This window comes from Pseudomonas sp. TWR1-1-4, from assembly GCF_049897165.1.
Lineage (GTDB): Bacteria > Pseudomonadota > Gammaproteobacteria > Pseudomonadales > Pseudomonadaceae > Aquipseudomonas > Aquipseudomonas canadensis.
On record NZ_JAFCVS010000004.1, the window covers coordinates 372023 to 391855 of the forward strand.

Sequence of the window (19833 nt, forward strand, 5' to 3'; positions counted from 1 at the left end):
TTTATAGCTGCCTGGGAAGAAGCCTGCGATGACTGCCACTGCCGCCCCGCTCGACTTATTGTTGCTGCCAACCTGGCTGGTACCGGTCGAACCCGCTGGCGTGGTGCTCAAGGAGCACGGTCTGGGCATCCGCGACGGGCGCATTGCGTTTATCGGCCCACGGGCCGCAGCGCTGAAGCTTTCAGCCAACGAAGTGCGCGAACTGCCCGGCATGCTGCTCAGCCCCGGCCTGATCAACGCCCACGGGCACGCGGCAATGAGCCTGTTCCGGGGCCTGGCCGACGACCTGCCGCTGATGACCTGGCTGGAAAAACATATCTGGCCCGCCGAGGCCAAGTGGGTCGACGAAGCCTTCGTACGCGACGGCACCGACCTGGCCATCGCCGAACAGCTCAAGGGCGGCATCACCTGCTTCTCCGACATGTATTTCTACCCCAAGGTCGCCAGTGACTGCGTGCACAACAGTGGCATGCGCGCGCAGATTGCGATCCCGATCCTGGACTTTCCGATCCCCGGCGCCAGCACGCCCGACGAGGCGATTCGCCAGGGCGTCGAGCTATTCGGCGACCTTAAGCACCACCCGCGCATCAAGATTACCTTCGGCCCCCACGCGCCCTACACCGTGTGCGATGACAACCTGGAGAAAATCCGGGTGATCGCCGAAGAGCTGGACGCCGCGATCCACATGCATGTTCACGAAACCGCCTTTGAAGTACAGCAAGCGGTCGAGCAGACTGGCGAACGGCCATTAGCGCGCCTGGGTCGCCTCGGGCTCTTGGGCCCGCGCTTCCAGGCCGTTCATATGACCCAAATCAGCGAGGATGACCTGGCTTTGCTGGTAGAAAGCAACACCAGCATCATTCACTGCCCGGAATCCAACCTGAAACTGGCCAGCGGCTTTTGCCCGGTGGAGCGGCTGTGGCAGGCTGGCGTGAACGTGGCCATCGGCACCGATGGCGCCGCCAGCAACAATGACCTCGATCTGCTGGGCGAAACCCGCACCGCAGCGATGCTGGCCAAGGCTGTCGCCGGTTCGGCCACCGCGCTGGATGCCCATCGCGCCCTGCGCATGGCCACCCTCAACGGTGCACGGGCCATGGGCCTGGAAAGCGAGATCGGCTCGCTGGAGGTCGGCAAGGCGGCGGATATCGTCGCCTTCGATCTGTCGGGGCTGGCGCAACAACCGATCTACGATCCGGTCTCGCAGCTTATATATGCCACCGGACGCGATTGTGTGAAACACCTTTGGGTCGCCGGCAAGCAGTTGCTCGACGACCGGCAATTGACCCGCATGGATGAACAACAGTTGACCGCCACGGCCATCGCCTGGGGCCAACGCATCAGCGGGCACAACGAATAACGAAGGTTTTGAACCCCTGGGTTCAGGACTGACCAAACGATTTATCAGGTTTAGAGGATTCACCATGAGCAACGTCGACCACGCCGAAATCGCCAAGTTTGAAGCCCTGGCCCACCGCTGGTGGGACCGCGAGAGCGAATTCAAGCCGCTGCACGATATCAACCCGCTGCGGGTCAACTGGATTGACGAGCGCGTCAACCTGGCCGGCAAGAAGGTGTTGGACGTGGGTTGCGGCGGCGGCATCCTCAGCGAAGCCATGGCCCAGCGCGGCGCGACCGTGATGGGCATCGACATGGGCGAAGCGCCCTTGGCCGTGGCCCAACTGCATCAACTGGAATCCGGCGTGAGCGTGGAATACCGCCAGATCACCGCCGAAGCCCTGGCCGAAGAAATGCCCGAGCAGTTCGACGTGGTCACCTGCCTGGAAATGCTCGAACACGTACCGGACCCGTCCTCGGTGATCCGCGCGTGCTTCCGCATGGTCAAGCCCGGCGGCCAAGTGTTCTTCTCCACCATCAACCGCAACCCCAAGGCCTACCTGTTCGCGATCATCGGCGCCGAATACATCATGAAGCTGCTGCCGCGCGGCACCCATGACTTCAAGAAATTCATCCGCCCGTCCGAGTTGGGCGTCTGGAGCCGCCAGGCCGGGCTGACCGTCAAGGACATCATCGGCCTGACCTACAACCCGCTGACCAAGCACTACAAGCTGGCCAACGACGTTGACGTCAACTACATGATCCAAACCCTGCGCGAGGAGTGAGCCTGTGAAGTTGCGAGCGGTTCTCTTCGACATGGACGGTACCCTGCTGGATACCGCTCCAGACTTTATCGCCATCTGCCAGGCCATGCGCGCCGACCGCGGCCTGGGGCCGATCAACCCCCAGCACATCCGCGATGAAATTTCCGGCGGTGCGAAGGCGATGGTGGCCGTGACCTTTTCCATGGACCCGCAATCCCCAGGCTTCGAGGAGCTGCGCCAAGAGTTTCTCGAGCGCTACCTCAAAGGGTGCGCGGTCCACAGCAAACTGTTCGACGGCATGGCCGAGCTGCTGGAGGACATCGAGAAGTCCAAGCTGGTCTGGGGCGTGGTCACCAACAAGCCACTGCGCTTTGCCGAACCGATCATGCAGCAACTGGGCCTGGCCGAGCGCTCGGCGCTGCTGATCTGCCCCGATCATGTGAAGAACAGCAAGCCGGACCCGGAGCCGATGATCCTGGCGTGCAAGATGCTCGACCTGGACCCGGCCAGCGTGCTGTTCGTGGGCGACGACCTGCGCGATATCGAGTCCGGCCGCGACGCCGGCACGCGCACTGCAGCGGTCACCTACGGCTACATCCACCCGGACGACAACCCGCGCCACTGGGGCGCCGATGTGGTGGTGGATCACCCGCTGGAACTGCGCAAGGTGCTGGATAACGCACTGTGCAGTTGCTGATGGTTCGCTCCCCTCTGTAGGAGCGAGCTTGCTCGCGAAGAACCCGAGATCGCCGCGTTGATCCAGATACCCCGCGTTATCGTTGACGTTTTTCGCGAGCGAGCTCGCTCCTACAAGGGGTGCTTGGATTTTCTGTGAATTCTGTCGAGGTTGTTTATGTTTGATTACTCCGCACGTCCAGAACTGCTCAAAGGCCGGGTGATCCTGGTGACCGGTGCCGGTCGCGGGATTGGCGCGGCGGCGGCGAAAACCTACGCCGCCCATGGCGCCACCGTGCTGTTGCTGGGCAAGACCGAAGCCAACCTGGCCCAGGTGTATGACGAAATCGAAGCAGCCGGCCAGCCGCAACCGGTGGTGATTCCGTTCAACCTGGAGACCGCCCTGCCCCATCAATACGATGAGCTGGCCGCGATGATCGAAAAGGAATTCGGCCACCTCGACGGCCTGCTGCACAACGCCTCGATCATCGGCCCACGCACGCCGATCGAGCAGTTGTCCGGTGAGAATTTCATGCGGGTGATGCACGTGAACGTCAACGCGATGTTCATGTTGACCAGCACGCTGTTGCCGCTGCTCAAATTGTCCCAGGATGCGTCGGTGGTGTTCACCTCCAGCAGTGTCGGGCGCAAGGGTCGGGCTTACTGGGGCGCTTATGGCGTGTCGAAGTTTGCGACCGAAGGCTTGATGCAAACCTTGGCCGATGAGCTTGAGGATGTGGCAGCGGTTCGCTCCAACAGCATCAATCCAGGTGGCACGCGCACCAGCATGCGCGCCCAGGCGTATCCCGGGGAAAACCCGATGGAGCGGCCTGCTCCGGAAGAGATCATGCCGGTGTACCTGTACCTGATGGGGCCGGACAGTACGGGCATCAATGGCCAGGCGTTCGACGCGCAATAGGCCCTGAACACCGCGAAGCCACTGTGGAAGCGGGCTTTTGTGGTGAGCGGGCTTGCCCCGCGCTGGGCTGCGAAGCGGCCCTAAAATCTGACACCGCGGTCTTTCTGTTAGATCGCGGTGACTCTATGGGGCCGCTTCGCAGCCCAACGCGGGGCAAGCCCGCTCACCACAGGTCTCGTCCCACATCAGGTGCGCAGGGTTAGTTTTTCACCACTTCTTCGAGGGTGAAACGGCCCAGCGGGTTTTGCAGGAAGTTGCTCACGTTCTTGCGTGAGATGTTGATGTACGGGCTGTAGTACAAGTCGATCCAGTTTACGTCCTGTTTCGCCAGCTTCTGCAGTTCCACATACATCTGCTCACGCTTGACCGGGTCCGCCTCGATGCGCGCTTGCGCCACCAGTGCCTTGACCTTGTCGTTCTTGTAACGGGTCATGTAGTTCTGGTTGGTGTCATGGCCCAGCACGAAGGTGGTCTTCTGGTCCGGGTCGAGGATGTCGTTGGTCCAGTACATCACCGAAATATCGTACTCACCGTCCACCAGCATCTGCCAGCTCTGGGTCGGGTCGACCTTTTGCAGGTTGGCGGTCACGCCGACCTTGGCCAATTGGTCCTTGATGATCACCGCAATCTGCTCGTCGGCTTCGTTGCCGGCGTTGACCACGTAGTTGAGCTTCAAGTCCTTGGCACCGGCCTGTTCCAGCAGCTTCTTCGCAGCGGTCGGGTCATACGGACGTTGCAGGTTGTTGGCGTAGTGGTACAACGAGCCCTTTGGAATGTAGGAATAAGCCACGGTGCCTTGACCGTAAGTGGCGGTCTTCACCAGCGATTGTTTGTCGATGGCCATGTCCAGCGCCTGACGCACTTCCGGCTTGGCCAGCAGACCGTGATCGTGGTTGATCAGCAGGTGATCTTCACGGGTGGAGGGGTCGGCGTGGATCACCACGTTCTTGTCTTTCTTCAGCTCTTCAACCCGCGAGAAGGGTACGAAGATCGCCGTGTCCAGCTCATTGTTCTGCACCATGCGCATGCGCGTGTTGTCGTCGGTCACGGAGACCCACTCCACGCCATCCAGGCTCACGTTCTTGGCCTGCCAGAAGTTCGGGTTCTTCTTCAGAATCACCCGATCACCCTTGCGCCACTCGTCCACGGTAAACGCGCCGGAAGTCACCGGATTTTCCGAGTAGGCGTCTTCGCCCATTTTGGTCATGGCTTTTTCCGACAGGATCGACACCGTCGGCGACGCCAATTGCGAGAGGAAGGCTACCGCCGGGGTCTTCAGCGTGACCACCAGGGTTTTCGGGTCCGACGCCTTGGCCGTGTTGATCAGGTTGAACGGATCAGCCCACAGCGAAGCCTTGTTGTCGCGGATGCGCAACAGGCTGAACGCGGCATCGTCAGCGGTGATCGCCGAGCCATCAGAGAACTTCGCATCACGCAGTTTGAAGGTGTAGGTCAGGCCATCCTTGGAAATGTCCCAGCTTTCGGCCAGGCCCGGCTCCATCTTGGTGCCCAGGTTGTCGACACGTACCAGGGTGTCGTAGACGTTGGCGAATACCCAAGTGTCGCGGTTTTGCGCGCTTTTGATCGGGTCGAACGTGGTGCTGTCTTCACGGCAGCCGATGGTCAGGACGCCGGCGGCGTGTGCCAACCCGGCAGTGAGGGACCATGCGGTCAATGTGGCGGCGGCGAGCAACTTCAAGTGGCGCGATTGCATGTCATAACTCCTTGTTCATGAATGGCAGGGAAGGGTCAAAGCAAAGGTTCTTCAAGCACGCAACTGTACCGATGCTCGTGCAGGAAATGCGTCGGCGGCAACACCACGGAACACAAGGCTCGGGCATGCCGGCAACGCGGGTGAAAGGCACAGCCTGTAGGCAAATTCAGCGGGCTCGGTGGTTCACCCGGCAAGGGTTCGGTAGGCAATGGCCGATGGGGATCGATCTCGGGAATCGCCTGGATCAACGCCGCCGTGTACGGGTGACGTGGCGCCGTAAAGACCGCTTCTACCGGGCCTTCCTCGACGATCTTGCCCAGGTACATCACCGCCACACGGTCACACAGGCGGCGCACGATGGCCAGGTCATGGGCGATGAACAGGATCGCCAGGTTCATGCGCTGTTGCAGTTCCAGCAACAGGTTGATGATCTGGCCCTGGATCGACACGTCCAGCGCCGCCACACACTCATCGGCGATGATCAGCCGAGGCTCCACCGCCAGCGCTCGGGCGATGCCAACGCGCTGGCACTGGCCGCCGCTGAGGGAGCCGGGTTTGCGGCTGGCCAGTTCGGGGCGCAGGCCGACCAGGTCGAGCAGTTCATTCACCCGCGCGGGGATCTGCTCCGGCGTGACCTTGCGCTGCACCCGCAACACTTCGGCAATGGTTTCGCCGATAGTGTGGCGCGGGTTCAGCGCGGCATACGGGTCCTGGAAGATCATTGCGGTTTCATGGCGCAGGCGGGTGATGTCGATGGTGCTGCCATGGGCCATGTCGATGCCATCAAACAACACCTGCCCGGCGCTGATTGGGTTGAGGTGCAAAATGGCGCGGCCCAAGGTGCTTTTACCGCTGCCGGACTCGCCCACCAGCCCCAGGGTTTCACCCGCCGCCAGGTTCAGCGACACACCGTTCACCGCCCTGACCCACTGTTTGTTCAAGCCGAACAAACCCGTGCCGGACGCGGCAAACTTCACCTCAAGGTCCTTGATCTGCAACAGACTCATGGGTGCACTCCCAACGGGTAATGACAGGCGACTCGCGCGCCTTCCGGCAGCACCTCGGTGCACAAGGCGCCTACCTGCGGGCAACGCGGGTTGAACCGGCAACCGGCAGGCAATGCGTCCAGCAACGGCGGTTGTCCGGGAATCGTGCGCAGCAAGGCGTGGCCACTGCTGTGGGCGGGCTGGCAGTCGATCAGGCCAGCGGTGTAGGGATGTTGCGGGTGGGCTAGCAGCTCATATTTGCTGCCGTGCTCACACAGGCGCCCGGCGTACATCACGGCGATGGCGTCGCAGGTTTGCGCGACCACGCCGAGGTCGTGGGTAATCATGATGATCGACAGACCGCGCTGGTCGCGCAATTCCAGCAACAGCCGCAGGATCTGCGCCTGCACCGTCACATCCAGGGCGGTGGTGGGTTCGTCGGCGATCAGCACTTTCGGGTTGCAGCCCAGGGCGACGGCGATCATCGCGCGCTGGCGCATGCCGCCGGAAAACTCGTGAGGGTAATTGTCGACTCGGGCCTGGGGATCAGGGATGCCCACTTGGCGCAGCACGTCGATGGCTTGCAGCCGCGCGTCTTTTTTCGAGGCGCCTTGGTGCAGGCGAATACCCTCGGCAATCTGTTCACCGATGCGCATCAATGGGTCGAGGTGGCTGCTGGGGTTCTGGAAGATCATGCCTAACTGACCGCCGCGCACGGCACGCATACCGGCGTCATCCAGTGACAAAAGATCCTGGCCAGCCAGCCTTACGGCACCGCCGTGAACCCGCAAATTGGGGGAAGGCAATAAACGCATCAGGCCTCGACAGGCCATGCTCTTGCCCGAGCCGCTTTCCCCGACCAGGCCGAGGATTTCGCCTTCGGCCAAATCGAAGGACACGCGATCGACCAGGGTCACATCACGCCCGGTGTTGTTGGCGATCACACTGAGGTCGCGCACTTGCAACAGGCTCATGAGCGATCCCCCAACACTTGCGCCACGCCATCAGCGAGCAGACTGAAACCCATGGCCAAGGTCACGATGGCCAACCCCGGAAAGGTGCAGATCCACCAAGCGGTGGTAATGAAGGCCTGCCCTTCGGCCACCATCGTGCCCCACTCGGCGGTCGGCGGTTGCACGCCCAGGCCCAGGTAACTCACGGCGGCGCCATTGAGCAACACCAACACCGCATCCGACATGGAAAACACGATGGAGCCGAACATCGCATTGGGCAGCAGGTGCCGGAACAGAATCCGCCCATGGCCAAAGCCCAGGCTCTTGGCGGCCAGCGCAAAGTCGCTTTCCTTGAGGACCAGGATCTGCGAGCGGATCAGTCGCGCGTAGGACACCCATCCCACCAGCGCCATGGCGATGTAGAAACTCTTCAGGCCCGGACCGAGAATGGCCATGATAGCCAGCATCAACACCAGGAACGGGAATGCCAGGATCACATCGATCACGCGCATGCAGACACTGTCGAAACGACCGCCAATGTAGCCCGAGACGGCACCGATAAACGTGCCGATCATGAATGGGAAGATCACCCCGACGATGGCCAGTTGCAGGTCAATGCGCGCCCCCCAGATCACCCTCGAAAGGATGTCCCTTCCGTAGTTATCCGTACCAAATGGATGAGCCATGCTGGGGCCGAGCAAACTGAAATCCGTGTTCTGCGCAATCGGGTCATAAGGCGCGATCCACGGCGCAAACAGCGCAAGCACCAGCCACGCCAGCAGAATCAACAAGCCCCACGCAGCCGTCAGCCGGCCATTGCGAAAGCCGAAGCGCAGGCGCAAACGCCAAGGAGCAATCAACGGACGGCTGCTCATTGCATCTTCACCCGGGGGTCAAGGGCCACCGTCACGACGTCAGCGATGAAGTTGACGATCACCGTCGCGCAGGCCAGCACCATGGCCACGCCCTGCACCACCATGTAATCGCGGGTAAAGATCCCGCGCACCAGCAGTTGGCCGATGCCGGGGATGGCGAACAGGCTTTCGATCACCACCGTGCCGCTGATCAGCCAGCCGATGTTCACCGCCAGCAGGTTGACCGCCGGCACCAGGGAGTTGGGCAACACATGGCGACGAAACACCGCCGCTTCTGACAGCCCACGGGCGCGAGCGGCGGTGACATGGTCAGCCTGCAACTCCATCAACATGCTCGCCCGCAGGTTGCGCACCAGCACCGCCGACAACGCCAGGGCTATCGTCAGGCATGGCAGCACCATGTGATGCGCCTTGTCCAGCCAGCTGCGGCCGTAACCGGACACGGGAAACAAGCCCCACTGCACGCTCAGCAACAGGATCAGCATCAAGCCCAGCCAGAACGCCGGCATGCCCAGGCCAACCGTGGTAAACACGCGGATCAGGTTGTCCGCCCAGCCGCCCTTGTTGCGGGCGGCCAGCGTCGCCAGCGGCACCGCGATCAGCAGCGCCAGCACCACGCTGCCCAGCACCAAGACCAACGTGGGTTCAATGCGCGTGACGATCAGCTTGAGGGCGTCGACCTTGTACAGCAGCGATTGGCCGAGGTCGCCCTTGAGCAGGTTCTTCAGGAAGTAGAAATATTGCAGCCATAACGGCTGGTCGAGGCCGTACTGGGCGCGGATCTTCAGCAAGGCGTCGGGCGTGCTGCGCGAGCCCAGCAGCGCGCGCGCCGGGTCGCCGGGAATCGAGCGCACCAGCACAAAGGTGATCAGGCTGATGCCAAACAGCACCGGCAGCAATTGCAGCGGCCGGGACAGCACAAAACGGTAGCGCGCCAGGTTCATCCGTCAGCCTCGATGACGAGCGAGAAAGTCCAGCAGCACCGGGAAATATGCCTGGGGTTCTTCATAGAACGGCATATGGCTGCTGTTGGGGAAGACGTGCAGTTCGGCGTGCCGGGCCGCGAGTTTCATGCGCATGGCGCAGGCGGGGGTGAGTTCGTCGTGCTGGCCGGTGGTGATCAGGATCGGCATCTTGAACTCGGCCATCTCGGGGATGCGGTTCCAGTCCTTGAGGTTGCCGATGTAGAGGAATTCGTTGGGGCCCTGCATGGTTTCGTAGGGGCCCATGTTCCAGTCGCCCAGGGACCGCTTGACCGGCTCGGGCCATTCGTCGAGGCGGCACACGTGGCGGTAGTTGAGCAAGGTGATCGCGGCCTGGTATTGCGGGTGGTCGAGGGTGCCCATGGCCTCGTGGCGCTGCATCATGGCCACGGTTTCGCTGCCGAGGGCGCCACGCAGGCGCTCCAGCTCCTGGGACAGGTGCGGAATGTCGCCCACGGTGTTTTCGAGGATCAGGCTTTTCAGGGCGTCGGGGTAATGGATGGCGTATTCGATGCCGAGCCAGCCGCCCCAGGAATGCCCGAGCAAATGCACGCGGCCCAGGCCCAGGGTCTGGCGCACGGTTTCGACTTCTTCGACATAACGGCGGATTTCCCACAGGGAAATATCGGTGGGTCTGGCTGATGCGCCCGTGCCAAGCTGGTCGAATGCAACCACTCGCAGGTTATGGTCCTTGAGCCAGCCATGGGCGTCGCGCAAGTAGTCACACGGCAGGCCCGGCCCGCCGTTGAGGCACAGCAGCACCTCATCGCCTTCGCCGAAGCTGTAGACCACGAGGTTATGGCCGTCGACTTGCACGTTGTACTGCTGGTCGGGGGCAATTTCACGCCACATGCATACATTCCTTGTGTAGTGTCGGCCTGGCAGGTAGCGGGCCGCTGATCAGGCCAACACTACCGAGGATGCCGCGCGTCCATAACCTAGCATTTCTTATAGGTTTGGCCTGGCAGTCCTTCGCCGGGGCGTGGCATTCTACTTGCAGCAAGTCGAGATTCAAATGAATTCGGGAGCAGAACGGATGCTGGCCAAGCTGACTGCCTTAAATCACCGTCTGATGCCGGGCAGGAGCCTGGACGAGCAGATGGATAACACCTTTGTCCTCGCCCAACAGTTGGGCTTCGATGCACTGGTGTATGACTACACCCCGGTGCCGATCGACCAGGATGGTGCATTGATCACTCCTTCGGTGCTGGAACTGCGCAACACCCCGCCGGACTGGCACACCTTGTGGTGCAGCGAAGGGTTCTACCAGATCGATCCGGTGCAACACCTGGCCCTGAGTACGGTGTCACCGTTCGTATGGTCCTACGACGTCAAGGCCGATACTCCCCTGCAAAAGATCATCGATCCCTGCCATGCGCCGGTTTCGTCCTACCTGCACGACCAGCAATTGACCTGCGGCGTCAGCGTGCCGATCCACCTGCCCCGCGGTGGCTTCGCCTCGCTGACCGGCCTGCGTACCGGCAAGGCCCGCAGTGTGTTGCAGGATGCGCAGCAGACCTTGTCGGACTTCAGCCTGATTTCCCACGCCTTGCAGGAAGCGGCCTACCCGCTGTTCAGCAAAGAGCTACGCACTTACCCGCATATTCACCTGACCAAACGTGAACGCGAGTGCCTCAAATGGGCCGCCGACGGCCTGACCGCCGCCGAAATCGCCACGCAATTGAGCCGCTCACTGGCCGTGGTCACCCTGCACCTGGCCTCGGCGATGCACAAGCTGGGGGCCAAGAACCGCGTCCAGGCGGTGGTGCGCGCCACCCATTACCGCCTGCTCGAAGACTGACCGGCGGGAAAACCTAGCTGTTTTGCTAGTTACTTAAATTTCTGCCACGCATTATCGTGTCCCTGATCCTTTTTTCAGAGCAGGGTACGAAATGGAATTCATCGAAAAAATCCGCGAAGGGTATGCGGCGTTTGGCGCCTACCAAACCTGGTACCGCGTCACCGGTGACTTGTCGAGCGGTCGCACGCCCCTGGTGGTTATCCACGGCGGCCCCGGATGCACCCATGATTATGTTGATGCGTTCAAGGACGTCGCCGCCAGCGGTCACGCCGTGATCCACTACGACCAGTTGGGCAACGGCCGCTCCACCCATCTGCCCGACAAAGACCCGTCCTTCTGGACCGTGGGCCTGTTCCTCGAAGAACTCAACAACCTGCTGGACCATCTGGAGATCAGCGATAACTACGCGATCCTCGGCCAATCCTGGGGCGGCATGCTCGGCAGTGAACACGCGATCCTGCAACCCAAGGGCCTGCGTGCCTTTATCCCCGCCAACTCGCCGACGTGCATGCGCACCTGGGTCAGCGAAGCCAACCGCCTGCGCAAATTGTTGCCGGAAGGTGTGCATGAAACCCTGCTCAAGCACGAAGCCGTCGGCAACTATCAGGACCCGGAATACCTCGCAGCGTCGCGGGTGTTCTATGACCATCACGTGTGCCGGGTCATCCCGTGGCCGGAAGAAGTGGCGCGCACCTTCGCCCAGGTCGATTCAGACCCAACCGTGTACCACGCCATGAGCGGCCCGACTGAATTCCATGTGATTGGTAGCTTGAAGGACTGGAAATCCACCGGGCGCCTGTCGGCGATCAACGTGCCGACGTTAGTGATCTCCGGCCGGCACGACGAGGCGACACCGCTGGTGGTCAAGCCGTTCCTGGATGAAATCGCTGATGTGCGCTGGGCACTGTTTGAAGACTCCAGCCACATGCCCCATGTGGAAGAACGCCAGGCGTGCATGGGGACTGTGGTGAAGTTTTTGGATGAGGTGTGTTCCGTGCATTACAAGGAACGCAAGGCCAGCTGACCCCCAATGTAGGAGCCGGCTTGCCGGCTCCTACATTGGGTAGCGTTAGACTTCGGAGGTCTCAGGCTTGGTTGTTTTCCTCGGGACATCCGCCACCAGCGGGATCTCCCTCCCTTCGGCATCAAACAACTTGCCGCCCTTGAAGTAATCCCCATCACGCAGCTCCGACACATCACGGAAGCACAGGCTGCGCTCGGTCCCCGCTACAAACACCGATTGCTGGTCCGAATTGCCGGCGGTGAAATGGTTGAATGCCAGGTTCAGCAAAATCGCCATGATTGCCGATGAACTGATGCCTGAATGGAAAATGGTCGCGAACCAGGTCGGGAAGTGATCATAGAAGCTCGGTGCCGCAATCGGGATCATGCCAAAACCGATGGAAGTGGCCACGATGATCAGGTTCATGTTGTTGCGGTAATCCACCTTCGACAGTGTGCGAATGCCACTGGCCGCCACCGTACCAAACAGCACAATCCCGGCCCCGCCCAGTACGGAAGTCGGCACTGCCGCGATCACCCTGCCCATGAAAGGCAACAAGCCGAGAATCACTAGGAACAACCCACCGGTAGCCACCACGAAGCGGCTCTTTACTCCGGTAACCGCCACCAGGCCGACGTTTTGGGCAAAGGCGCTTTGGGTGAATGAACCGAAGATCGGCGCAAACATGCTCGACAGCATGTCGGCGCGCAGGCCGTTGCCCAGGCGTTTGGAGTCGACCTTGGTATCGATGATCTCGCCTACGGCCAGGATGTCCGCCGAGGTCTCGACCAGGGTCACCATCACCACGATGCACATGGAGATGATCGCGGCAACGTGGAAGGTTGGCATGCCGAAATGGAATGGCGTGGGGAAACCCAACATTGGCCCCTGGGTCACGCCGGAGAAGTCGGCCATGCCGAGGAACACCGCAATCACCGTGCCGATGACCATCGCCAGCAAAATCGACAGTCGCGAGATGGTTGCGCTGCCGATCTTGCTCAGCAGCAACACCAGCACCAGGGTCAGCGCAGCCAGGCCGATGTTGGACATGCTGCCGAAATCCGCCGCGCGACTGTTGCCACCCATGGCCCAGCGCGCCGCAACGGGCATCAGCGTCAGGCCGATGGTCGTGATCACAATGCCCGTCACCAGCGGCGGGAAAAACTTGGTGATCCGTGAAAACACCGGGGTTATCAGCAACCCGATAAACGACGCGGCCATCACCGCCCCGAGAATCGCCGGTACCCCGCCGGCGCCATCACTGCCGACAATCGCCACCATGGTTGCCACACCGGCAAACGACACGCCCTGCACCAGCGGCAACTGACAGCCAAAAAACGGTAGACCCAAGGTCTGCAACAGCGTGGCCAAGCCACCGGCAAACAGCGACGCAGCGATCAGCAGGCCGATATCCGCCGGGGACAACCCGGCCGCCTGGCCGACAATCAAGGGGACCGCAACAATGCCGCCATACATCGTGAGCACATGCTGCAGGCCGTAAGCCATGTTGGCGGCGACGCCGAGATTCTCATCTTCTGGCCGCTGCGGTGACGCCTTCGGGATAGTCATGGTGAGGGGTTCTCTGTTTTTGTTGTGCGGTCACTGTATGCAATGTTTGGACTGGATGTCCATAGAGTTGTATACAATCAATCGAACAAGTTACCCTCCATCGGCGTTACAAAAACAATCCGGCCGTGATGAGCCAGAACGCCAAAGGACCCAGAACAATGAAAAAGGCACTACAGGGCGCAACCGTCGCACTCACCCTGCTCGGCGGCGGGGAGGCCGTCGCGCTGGAATGGATGAATAACAGCGTAGGATTTCGCTACGGCCAGCAGTTCACCAATCCGAATAACCCCGACGAATTCAGCAAGCGCATCTACAGCTTCACCCACGCCAGCGGCTACCAGTACGGCAGCAATTTCCTCAACCTCGATGTGTTCCTGTCCGACAGCCGCGACCCACGCAAGGGCACCGATCATGGTGGGAGTGAGGTGTACGCGGTATATCGCCATCAGCTGTATGCATCGCGGGTATTCGATGTGCCGCTGGGCACCGGCTTGGTCAAGGATTACGCGCTGACCCTGGGGTTTGACGCCAACCGTAACAACAACTTCGCCTCAGCCAAGAAACGCGCACTGGTCATCGGCCCGACGTTGAAGTTCAACACCGTCGGCGTACTTGACCTGAGCCTGATGTACTACAAGGAAAGAAACCACACCGGCATCCCCGGCGCGAAGGAGTCGAACCACACGTTTGACGACACCTACATGCTCAACCTGACGTGGATGCGGCCCTTCGAAATCGCCAACCATGCGGCGAAATTCCAGGGTTTCATCAATTACGTCGGGGAAAAAGGCGAGGACTACCATGGCCGCGATACTGCGCCGGAAGCCCTGATGCGCACCGCGCTGATGGTGGCGGTGCGACCGGGCAAAAGCGTCAAACCAAACCTTTACCTTGGGGTGGGTTACGAGTATTGGCATAACAAGTTCGGCGTAGATGGCGGCCGGGGTAGCCGCACATCGACGCCGACGGTGAATATGGAAATCACCTTCTGACTGAAGAAACCCAGCTCCCACAGTTTTGACCGCGTTGTCACTTCAGATTCGAGCCAGTTCGGAGCGATCGGTTTTCGGCCTCGCCAGCCAGTAACCCAACACCGCCAGTGGCGCGGTCGCCAGCATCACGATTACGGTAATCAGCAGCGGTTGCTCGATCATCGACGACACCAGCAGGCTGCTGAGGAAACACAGACCCAGTTGCAGGGTGTTTTGCAATGCCGCCGCCTTGCCGGAATTTTCCGCAAACGGCATCAGCGCATTCGCCACGACGATGGGGTAACTGGCACCGTTGACCAGCGCCATCAGGCAGAACGGAATCAGCAAGGTGGTGAGGGTCGGCACCGTCAGCGTGGCAACCAGATACAACGCCACCATGCTGATGCAATACGCCAGCAGCAACCAGGGCAACAAGGTCTTGCCCTGGAAGTGCTGCAACGCGCTGCGGCAACTGTAGCCACCGACCAAAAACGCCAATGTCGGCAATAGGTAACTCAGGCCAATGTCATTTGGGCTGTAGCCCATGTCGCCCAGGACGAAAGGCGAAGCCGTCAGCCAGGCGAAGAAACTGGCCGAGCAAGCGGCGAAGATCATGACGTTGCCGGTAAACACGCGAGACGTCAGTAACTGCCCATAACCGAGGCGCGAACGCTCGCTCTTTTCTGACGGAGGTTTCGCCACCGTGCGCAAAAACAACGTCGGTAGCAGCAACAGCAATGAGACGCCCAGCAATACACCGAAGATCGCCTGCCAACCAAAGTGATTCAGCACCATCGCGCCCAACAGCGGCGCCAACGCAGGCGACAACGACATCAGCGGCATGATGCTGGCGAACACACGATGAGCCTTATCTGCCGGGTAGCGATCGATCACCAGCGCCTGCCAACTGACGGCGGCGGAACACACGCCGATCGCCTGGATGAAGCGCAGCGCCAGCAATTGCGGCGCGGTCTCGACCCAGAACATCCCCGCACAACCCAGTACAAACAGGCTCAGGCCGGCGAGCAGGACGGGCTTACGCCCCAGGCGGTCGGACAATGGCCCCCACAACAACTGCCCCACGGCAAATCCGGCGAGGAAAATACTCAAGCTGGCGCCTACCGCGCCTGCGCCAACCTGCAACTGCTCGCCCATAGCGCCGAACGCCGGCAGATACATGTCCATGGCGAGGTAACCGAGCATGCTCAGCCCCGCCAAATACCAAGTGAAACCAAAAGAATTTTTCATTTAAGCCTTGTTGATCTTGCCATCAAACTATTTGCTGACTGGCGCCCATTATGAGGCTGACAGTTTCTCTGTGAAGCGATAATAATTGGACACTCTTATCAATAAATTTGAAGGCAGCCGCCATGTGGTCTGAATATTCCCTGGATGTGGTCGATGCCGTGGCGCGCCATGGTAGCTTCAGCGCCGCCGCTCAGGAACTGCATCGCGTGCCGTCGGCCGTCAGTTATACCGTGCGCCAGCTGGAAGAATGGTTGGCGGTGCCATTGTTCGTGCGACGCCACCGGGATGTGGAGCTGACGCCCGCCGGCCGCCTGTTCATCGACGAAGCCCGTGGCGTGATGAAAAAAATGCTCGGCACCCGACGCCTGTGTCAGCAGGTCGCCAATGGCTGGAGCGGCCAGTTGAAAGTAGCCGTGGATTCCATCGTCAAACCCCAGCGCTGCCGGCAGTTGGTGCTGGATTTCTATCGACAGTTTCCCGAAGTCGAGCTGCTGCTGGAGTACGAGGTGTACAACGGCGTGTGGGATGCCCTGGCAGATGAACGTACCGACATTGTGATCGGCGCCACCAGCGCAGTACCAGTGGCCAGTCACTTCACCTTCCGCGATATGGGTTTGCTGAACTGGCTGTGCGTGGTCAGCGCGCGACACCCGCTAGCCAGTCTCGAAGGGTTGTTGAGCGACGATCAACTGCGCCCCTTTGCCTCGCTGTGCATGACCGACACCTCGCGCAACCTGCCCAAGCGCGACACTTGGACATTGGATAACCAGCGACGCCTGGTGGTCCCGAATTGGGCTTCTGCCCTCGACTGCCTGCGCGACGGTCTGTGCGTCGGCATGGCGCCAGCGCATCAGGTGTTGCCGTGGATCGAGCGCGGTGAGCTGGTGGCGTTGCGACTGAGCCGGCCGTTTCCGGCCAGTCCGTCGTGTGTGGCCTGGGCGCAGAGCAAGCTTTCACCGGCCATGGCGTGGTTGTTGGAGTATTTAGGGGATACCGAGACGATGAACCAGGAGTGGCTGAACGGCCCAGATCTGTGAAAATCACGTAGATCGAGTGTGGGAGCGGGCTTGCTCGCGAAGGCAGCGTGTCAGCCACTACATTTGTTACTGACCCACCCCATTCGCGAGCAAGCCCCTCCCACTGTTTGAGTGTATTTCAATCCAATAGACGGGTAATGGCTCGCACGATCATCTCGACCTCCTTGGTATCCAGGGTCAGCGGCGGCAGCAGGCGAATGATCTTGCCCCGCGTCACGTTGATCAACAGCCCGTGTTCCTGGGCGGCACGCTGCGCCAGGTCCCGATACGGATTGGCCAGCTCGATACCGATCATCAACCCCTGGCCACGAACCGCCAGGACCTGCGGATGCTCACTCAACTCCACGCGTAACCGCGCCAGCAAGCGCTCGCCCTGTTGCGCGGCGTTCTGCAGCAAACCTTGTTCTTCGATGATGTCCAGCACAGTGCACCCCACACGACACGCCAGCGGGTTGCCACCGAAGGTGCTGCCGTGACTGCCCGGCGTGAACAGTTGGGCTACGGCAGACCGTGCCACACAGGCGCCGATCGGCACGCCATTGCCCAGGCCTTTGGCCAGGGTCATCACGTCCGGGACGATGCCCTCATGCTGGAAGGCGAACCAGGTGCCGGTGCGGCCGATACCGGTCTGGATCTCGTCCAGCATCATCAGCCAGCCATGGCGTGTGCAGTGATCGCGCAAGGCTAACAGATAGCCCGGCGGCGCCAGCAATATGCCACTTTCTCCCTGGATGGGCTCCAGCAGCACTGCTGCGATACGCGGGCCAAATGCCTTGGTGATCGCTTCCAACGCCGCCAGATCACCAAAGCGCACCTTGAGAAAATCCCCCGGCAGCCGCTGGAAGCCCAAGCGCACCGAGGGCCCATCGCTCGCGGCCATGGTGCCGAGGGTACGGCCATGAAAGGCGTTCTCCATCACCACCACCAACGGCTCTTCGATGCCCTTCTTCCAGCCATGCAGGCGCGCCAGCTTGAGCGCCGTTTCGTTGGCTTCGGCGCCGGAATTGTTGAAGAAGGCGCGATCCAGGCCCGACAACTGAGTGAGGCGCTGGGCCAACCGCTGTTGCCAGTCGATGCTGTAGAGGTTGGAGGTGTGCAACAGCAAGCCCGCCTGTTCGCTGATCGCCGTCACCAGCCTGGGGTGCGAGTGTCCGACATTGGTTACCGCCACACCGGCGACCGCGTCCAGGTATTCACGCCCCTGTTGGTCCCACAAGCGCGTGCCCAGGCCGCGTATGAAGCTCAGGGCCATGGGTTGGTAAGTGGTCATCAGACAGGCGGCGGTCATGGTGCGGTCTCCAGTGCATCGTAGTGATGGCTGCAGTATCGTTAGCCACCTTAGCTGGATAAACTGCGCATTCCTGCAATGACTTTAAATCAAGGCTTGATAATGGATCTGTTCCAGGCAATGTCGGTGTACGTGAAGGTGGTCGAGACCGGCAGCATGACCGCCGCGGCTCATGCCTGCGGGATGTCCACCACCATGGTCGGCAATCACCTGCGTGCCTTGGAGCAGCGACTCGGCGTCAGCCTGCTCAAACGCACCACGCGCAAACAGAGCCTCACGGAGTTTGGCGGGCAGTATTACCAGCGTTGCCTGGAAGTGCTGGGGCTGGTGGCCGATTCAGAGCAACTCGCCGAGCAAGCTCACAGCGATGTGCCCAAAGGAAATCTGCGCATTACTGCGCCTCCCGTGTTCGGCACCGAACGCCTTACACCCGCTTTGAGTGAATTTTCCCGACGCTACCCGCTGATCAACCTGTACGTGGTACTGAGCAATGAGCGGATGGACCTGGTCGACAGTGGCTTTGATGTGGCGATCCGTCTCGGCGAGCTGGAAACCTCCAGTCTGATCGCGAGGCCAATGCAGGACTACACCCTCACCCTCTGCGCCTCACCTGAATACCTGGCGCGACGGGGCACGCCGCAAACGCCCGATGACCTGCAACAGCACGACTGCCTGGCGTTCGCCTACCCAGCGAGTGACAACTGGCGCGACGCCGACAAACTGTGGCGCATGACCGGTGAGGGCGGCGAGGTGGAGGTACCGGTCTCCGGCTCATTGACCATCAACAGCTCGCAAGGCTTGCGCCAGGCGGCCGTCAACGGCATGGGCATCATCATGCTGGCCGATGCCCTGGTACAACCGGATCTGGAGAGCGGCAAACTGGTGGCCTTGCTCACCACCTATCGACTGCCCAGCCGCCCCATGCACCTGCTCTACGGCCAAGACCGTTATCGGCTGCCCAAACTGCGCGCCTTCGTGGATTTCGCCATGGAGAAGTGGGCGCGCTAGAAGCCCACGCCCAACTCACGCAGGCGCGCAGCGGTGCGTTCGGCCGACACATGGTGAATCCCCTGCCAGCCAAGGGCGATGGCCGCTTCGATATTGCCGGCCACATCATCGATAAACACCACTTCCGTCGGCTGGATATCCGGCAGGTGCGCACGAACCTGGTTTAGGCTGGCGTTGTAGATCGCAGCGTCGGGCTTGATCAGTTTCAGCTCGCCGGACACCACAATGTCGCGAAAATATTGGAGGAAGGGGTAGTTGGCCCGCGCGTAGGGGAAGGTCTCAGCGGACCAGTTGGTGAGCCCGAACAGCGGCATATCGGCCTGGTGCAGTGCCTCGAGAATCGCCACGCCTTCCGGTAGCGAACCACGCAGCATTTCGTGCCAGCGGTCGTAATAGGCCTGGATCAAGTGTTCATGGTCTGGGTGCTGCTTGATAAGGCTGAGGGTGCCGTCGGCCAGGGAGCGACCGGCGTCTTGCTCGGTGTTCCAGGCCTGGGTACAGATGTTGTCGAGAAACCGTTGCCGTTCGTGATCGTCGACAATCAGCTTGCGGTACAGGTGCTGCGGGCTCCAATCGAACAGGACACCGCCGAAATCAAAAACCACTGCACGAATCGTCATTAGATCCTCCGTTAGTACGCGTTGATAGCGCACGGAGTCTGGCATATCGGAGGGATCAGGCGCTGATCAAAAATGTGTAGG

At 60.9% G+C, this 19833-nt stretch carries 18 protein-coding genes and 1 pseudogene; 9 read left to right on the top strand and 10 right to left on the bottom strand.

Going from position 1 to position 19833, the window contains the following annotated elements:
* Positions 1 to 28: 28 nt before the first annotated feature.
* The 4 genes from ACP7C6_RS13810 (at position 29) to ACP7C6_RS13825 (ending at position 3696) form a co-directional block, all read left to right on the top strand.
* Positions 29 to 1360, top strand: a complete 1332-nt coding sequence (locus ACP7C6_RS13810; RefSeq protein WP_028619467.1) for a TRZ/ATZ family hydrolase — start codon at positions 29 to 31, stop codon at positions 1358 to 1360.
* Positions 1361 to 1424: 64 nt separating this feature from the next.
* Positions 1425 to 2123, top strand: coding sequence for a bifunctional 2-polyprenyl-6-hydroxyphenol methylase/3-demethylubiquinol 3-O-methyltransferase UbiG (gene ubiG / locus ACP7C6_RS13815; protein ID WP_426108897.1), 699 nt, complete (start codon positions 1425 to 1427; stop codon positions 2121 to 2123).
* Between the two features lie 4 nt (positions 2124 to 2127).
* On the top strand, positions 2128 to 2799 hold the full coding sequence (gene mupP, locus ACP7C6_RS13820; RefSeq protein ID WP_426108898.1) for an N-acetylmuramic acid 6-phosphate phosphatase MupP: 672 nt from the start codon (positions 2128 to 2130) through the stop codon (positions 2797 to 2799).
* Positions 2800 to 2955: 156 nt separating this feature from the next.
* Positions 2956 to 3696: a YciK family oxidoreductase gene (locus tag ACP7C6_RS13825; protein WP_017734481.1), complete on the top strand. Its 741-nt coding sequence runs from the start codon at positions 2956 to 2958 to the stop codon at positions 3694 to 3696.
* Positions 3697 to 3895: 199 nt separating this feature from the next.
* Here the strand turns inward: ACP7C6_RS13825 and ACP7C6_RS13830 are convergent, their stop codons facing one another.
* From ACP7C6_RS13830 to ACP7C6_RS13855, 6 genes are read right to left on the bottom strand one after another with little or no spacing between them, the layout of a single operon-like run.
* On the bottom strand, positions 3896 to 5410 hold the full coding sequence (locus ACP7C6_RS13830; RefSeq protein ID WP_028619464.1) for an ABC transporter substrate-binding protein: 1515 nt from the start codon (positions 5408 to 5410) through the stop codon (positions 3896 to 3898).
* A gap of 35 nt (positions 5411 to 5445) precedes the next feature.
* Complete coding sequence (locus ACP7C6_RS13835; protein WP_028619463.1) at positions 5446 to 6417, bottom strand: ABC transporter ATP-binding protein; 972 nt, start codon at positions 6415 to 6417, stop codon at positions 5446 to 5448.
* Positions 6414 to 7370: an ABC transporter ATP-binding protein gene (locus ACP7C6_RS13840; RefSeq protein ID WP_426108899.1), complete on the bottom strand. Its 957-nt coding sequence runs from the start codon at positions 7368 to 7370 to the stop codon at positions 6414 to 6416. Before ACP7C6_RS13840 ends, ACP7C6_RS13835 begins: the two co-directional genes overlap by 4 nt.
* Positions 7367 to 8224 carry an ABC transporter permease gene (locus ACP7C6_RS13845; RefSeq protein WP_028619461.1) on the bottom strand — a complete coding sequence of 286 codons (858 nt, stop codon included), beginning with the start codon at positions 8222 to 8224 and terminating at the stop codon, positions 7367 to 7369. The genes ACP7C6_RS13840 and ACP7C6_RS13845 overlap by 4 nt, the downstream gene beginning before the upstream one ends.
* Entirely contained in the window at positions 8221 to 9168 is a 948-nt protein-coding gene (locus tag ACP7C6_RS13850) for an ABC transporter permease (protein WP_068936120.1), read from the bottom strand. The genes ACP7C6_RS13845 and ACP7C6_RS13850 overlap by 4 nt, the downstream gene beginning before the upstream one ends.
* A 3-nt stretch (positions 9169 to 9171) precedes the next feature.
* Positions 9172 to 10059 (bottom strand): proline iminopeptidase-family hydrolase, encoded by an 888-nt coding sequence (locus ACP7C6_RS13855; RefSeq protein ID WP_028619459.1) that lies wholly within the window; start codon positions 10057 to 10059, stop codon positions 9172 to 9174.
* A gap of 184 nt (positions 10060 to 10243) precedes the next feature.
* Here ACP7C6_RS13855 and ACP7C6_RS13860 point away from each other — a divergent pair, with 184 nt between their 5' ends.
* The gene (locus ACP7C6_RS13860) at positions 10244 to 11008 is read left to right on the top strand and encodes a LuxR family transcriptional regulator (RefSeq protein ID WP_028619458.1); all 765 of its coding nucleotides are present in this window, start codon (positions 10244 to 10246) and stop codon (positions 11006 to 11008) included.
* A 91-nt stretch (positions 11009 to 11099) separates the two neighbouring features.
* On the top strand, positions 11100 to 12032 hold the full coding sequence (locus ACP7C6_RS13865; RefSeq protein ID WP_028619457.1) for a proline iminopeptidase-family hydrolase: 933 nt from the start codon (positions 11100 to 11102) through the stop codon (positions 12030 to 12032).
* 45 nt (positions 12033 to 12077) lie between these two features.
* Here ACP7C6_RS13865 and ACP7C6_RS13870 read toward each other — a convergent pair whose 3' ends face one another.
* Complete coding sequence (locus ACP7C6_RS13870) at positions 12078 to 13580, bottom strand: nucleobase:cation symporter-2 family protein (protein ID WP_426108900.1); 1503 nt, start codon at positions 13578 to 13580, stop codon at positions 12078 to 12080.
* A 158-nt stretch (positions 13581 to 13738) separates the two neighbouring features.
* Here ACP7C6_RS13870 and ACP7C6_RS13875 point away from each other — a divergent pair, with 158 nt between their 5' ends.
* Entirely contained in the window at positions 13739 to 14572 is an 834-nt protein-coding gene (locus ACP7C6_RS13875) for a nucleoside-binding protein (protein WP_122686628.1), read from the top strand.
* Positions 14573 to 14713: 141 nt separating this feature from the next.
* Here ACP7C6_RS13875 and punC read toward each other — a convergent pair.
* Positions 14714 to 15799 (bottom strand): annotated as a pseudogene (gene punC, locus ACP7C6_RS13880) (purine nucleoside transporter PunC); the annotation flags it as partial.
* A 122-nt stretch (positions 15800 to 15921) separates the two neighbouring features.
* Between punC and punR the strand changes: the two are divergent.
* On the top strand, positions 15922 to 16836 hold the full coding sequence (punR, locus tag ACP7C6_RS13885; protein ID WP_068936114.1) for a DNA-binding transcriptional activator PunR: 915 nt from the start codon (positions 15922 to 15924) through the stop codon (positions 16834 to 16836).
* A gap of 118 nt (positions 16837 to 16954) precedes the next feature.
* Here the strand turns inward: punR and ACP7C6_RS13890 are convergent, their stop codons facing one another.
* A complete protein-coding gene (locus ACP7C6_RS13890; protein ID WP_311895216.1) occupies positions 16955 to 18124 on the bottom strand; it encodes an aspartate aminotransferase family protein in 1170 nt (389 codons plus the stop codon).
* A gap of 102 nt (positions 18125 to 18226) precedes the next feature.
* Between ACP7C6_RS13890 and ACP7C6_RS13895 the strand changes: the two genes are divergently transcribed.
* Entirely contained in the window at positions 18227 to 19132 is a 906-nt protein-coding gene (locus ACP7C6_RS13895; protein ID WP_068936109.1) for a LysR family transcriptional regulator, read from the top strand.
* Here the strand turns inward: ACP7C6_RS13895 and ACP7C6_RS13900 are convergent.
* Positions 19129 to 19752 (bottom strand): HAD family hydrolase, encoded by a 624-nt coding sequence (locus ACP7C6_RS13900; RefSeq protein ID WP_068936107.1) that lies wholly within the window; start codon positions 19750 to 19752, stop codon positions 19129 to 19131. The genes ACP7C6_RS13895 and ACP7C6_RS13900 overlap by 4 nt on opposite strands.
* Positions 19753 to 19833: the final 81 nt, after the last annotated feature.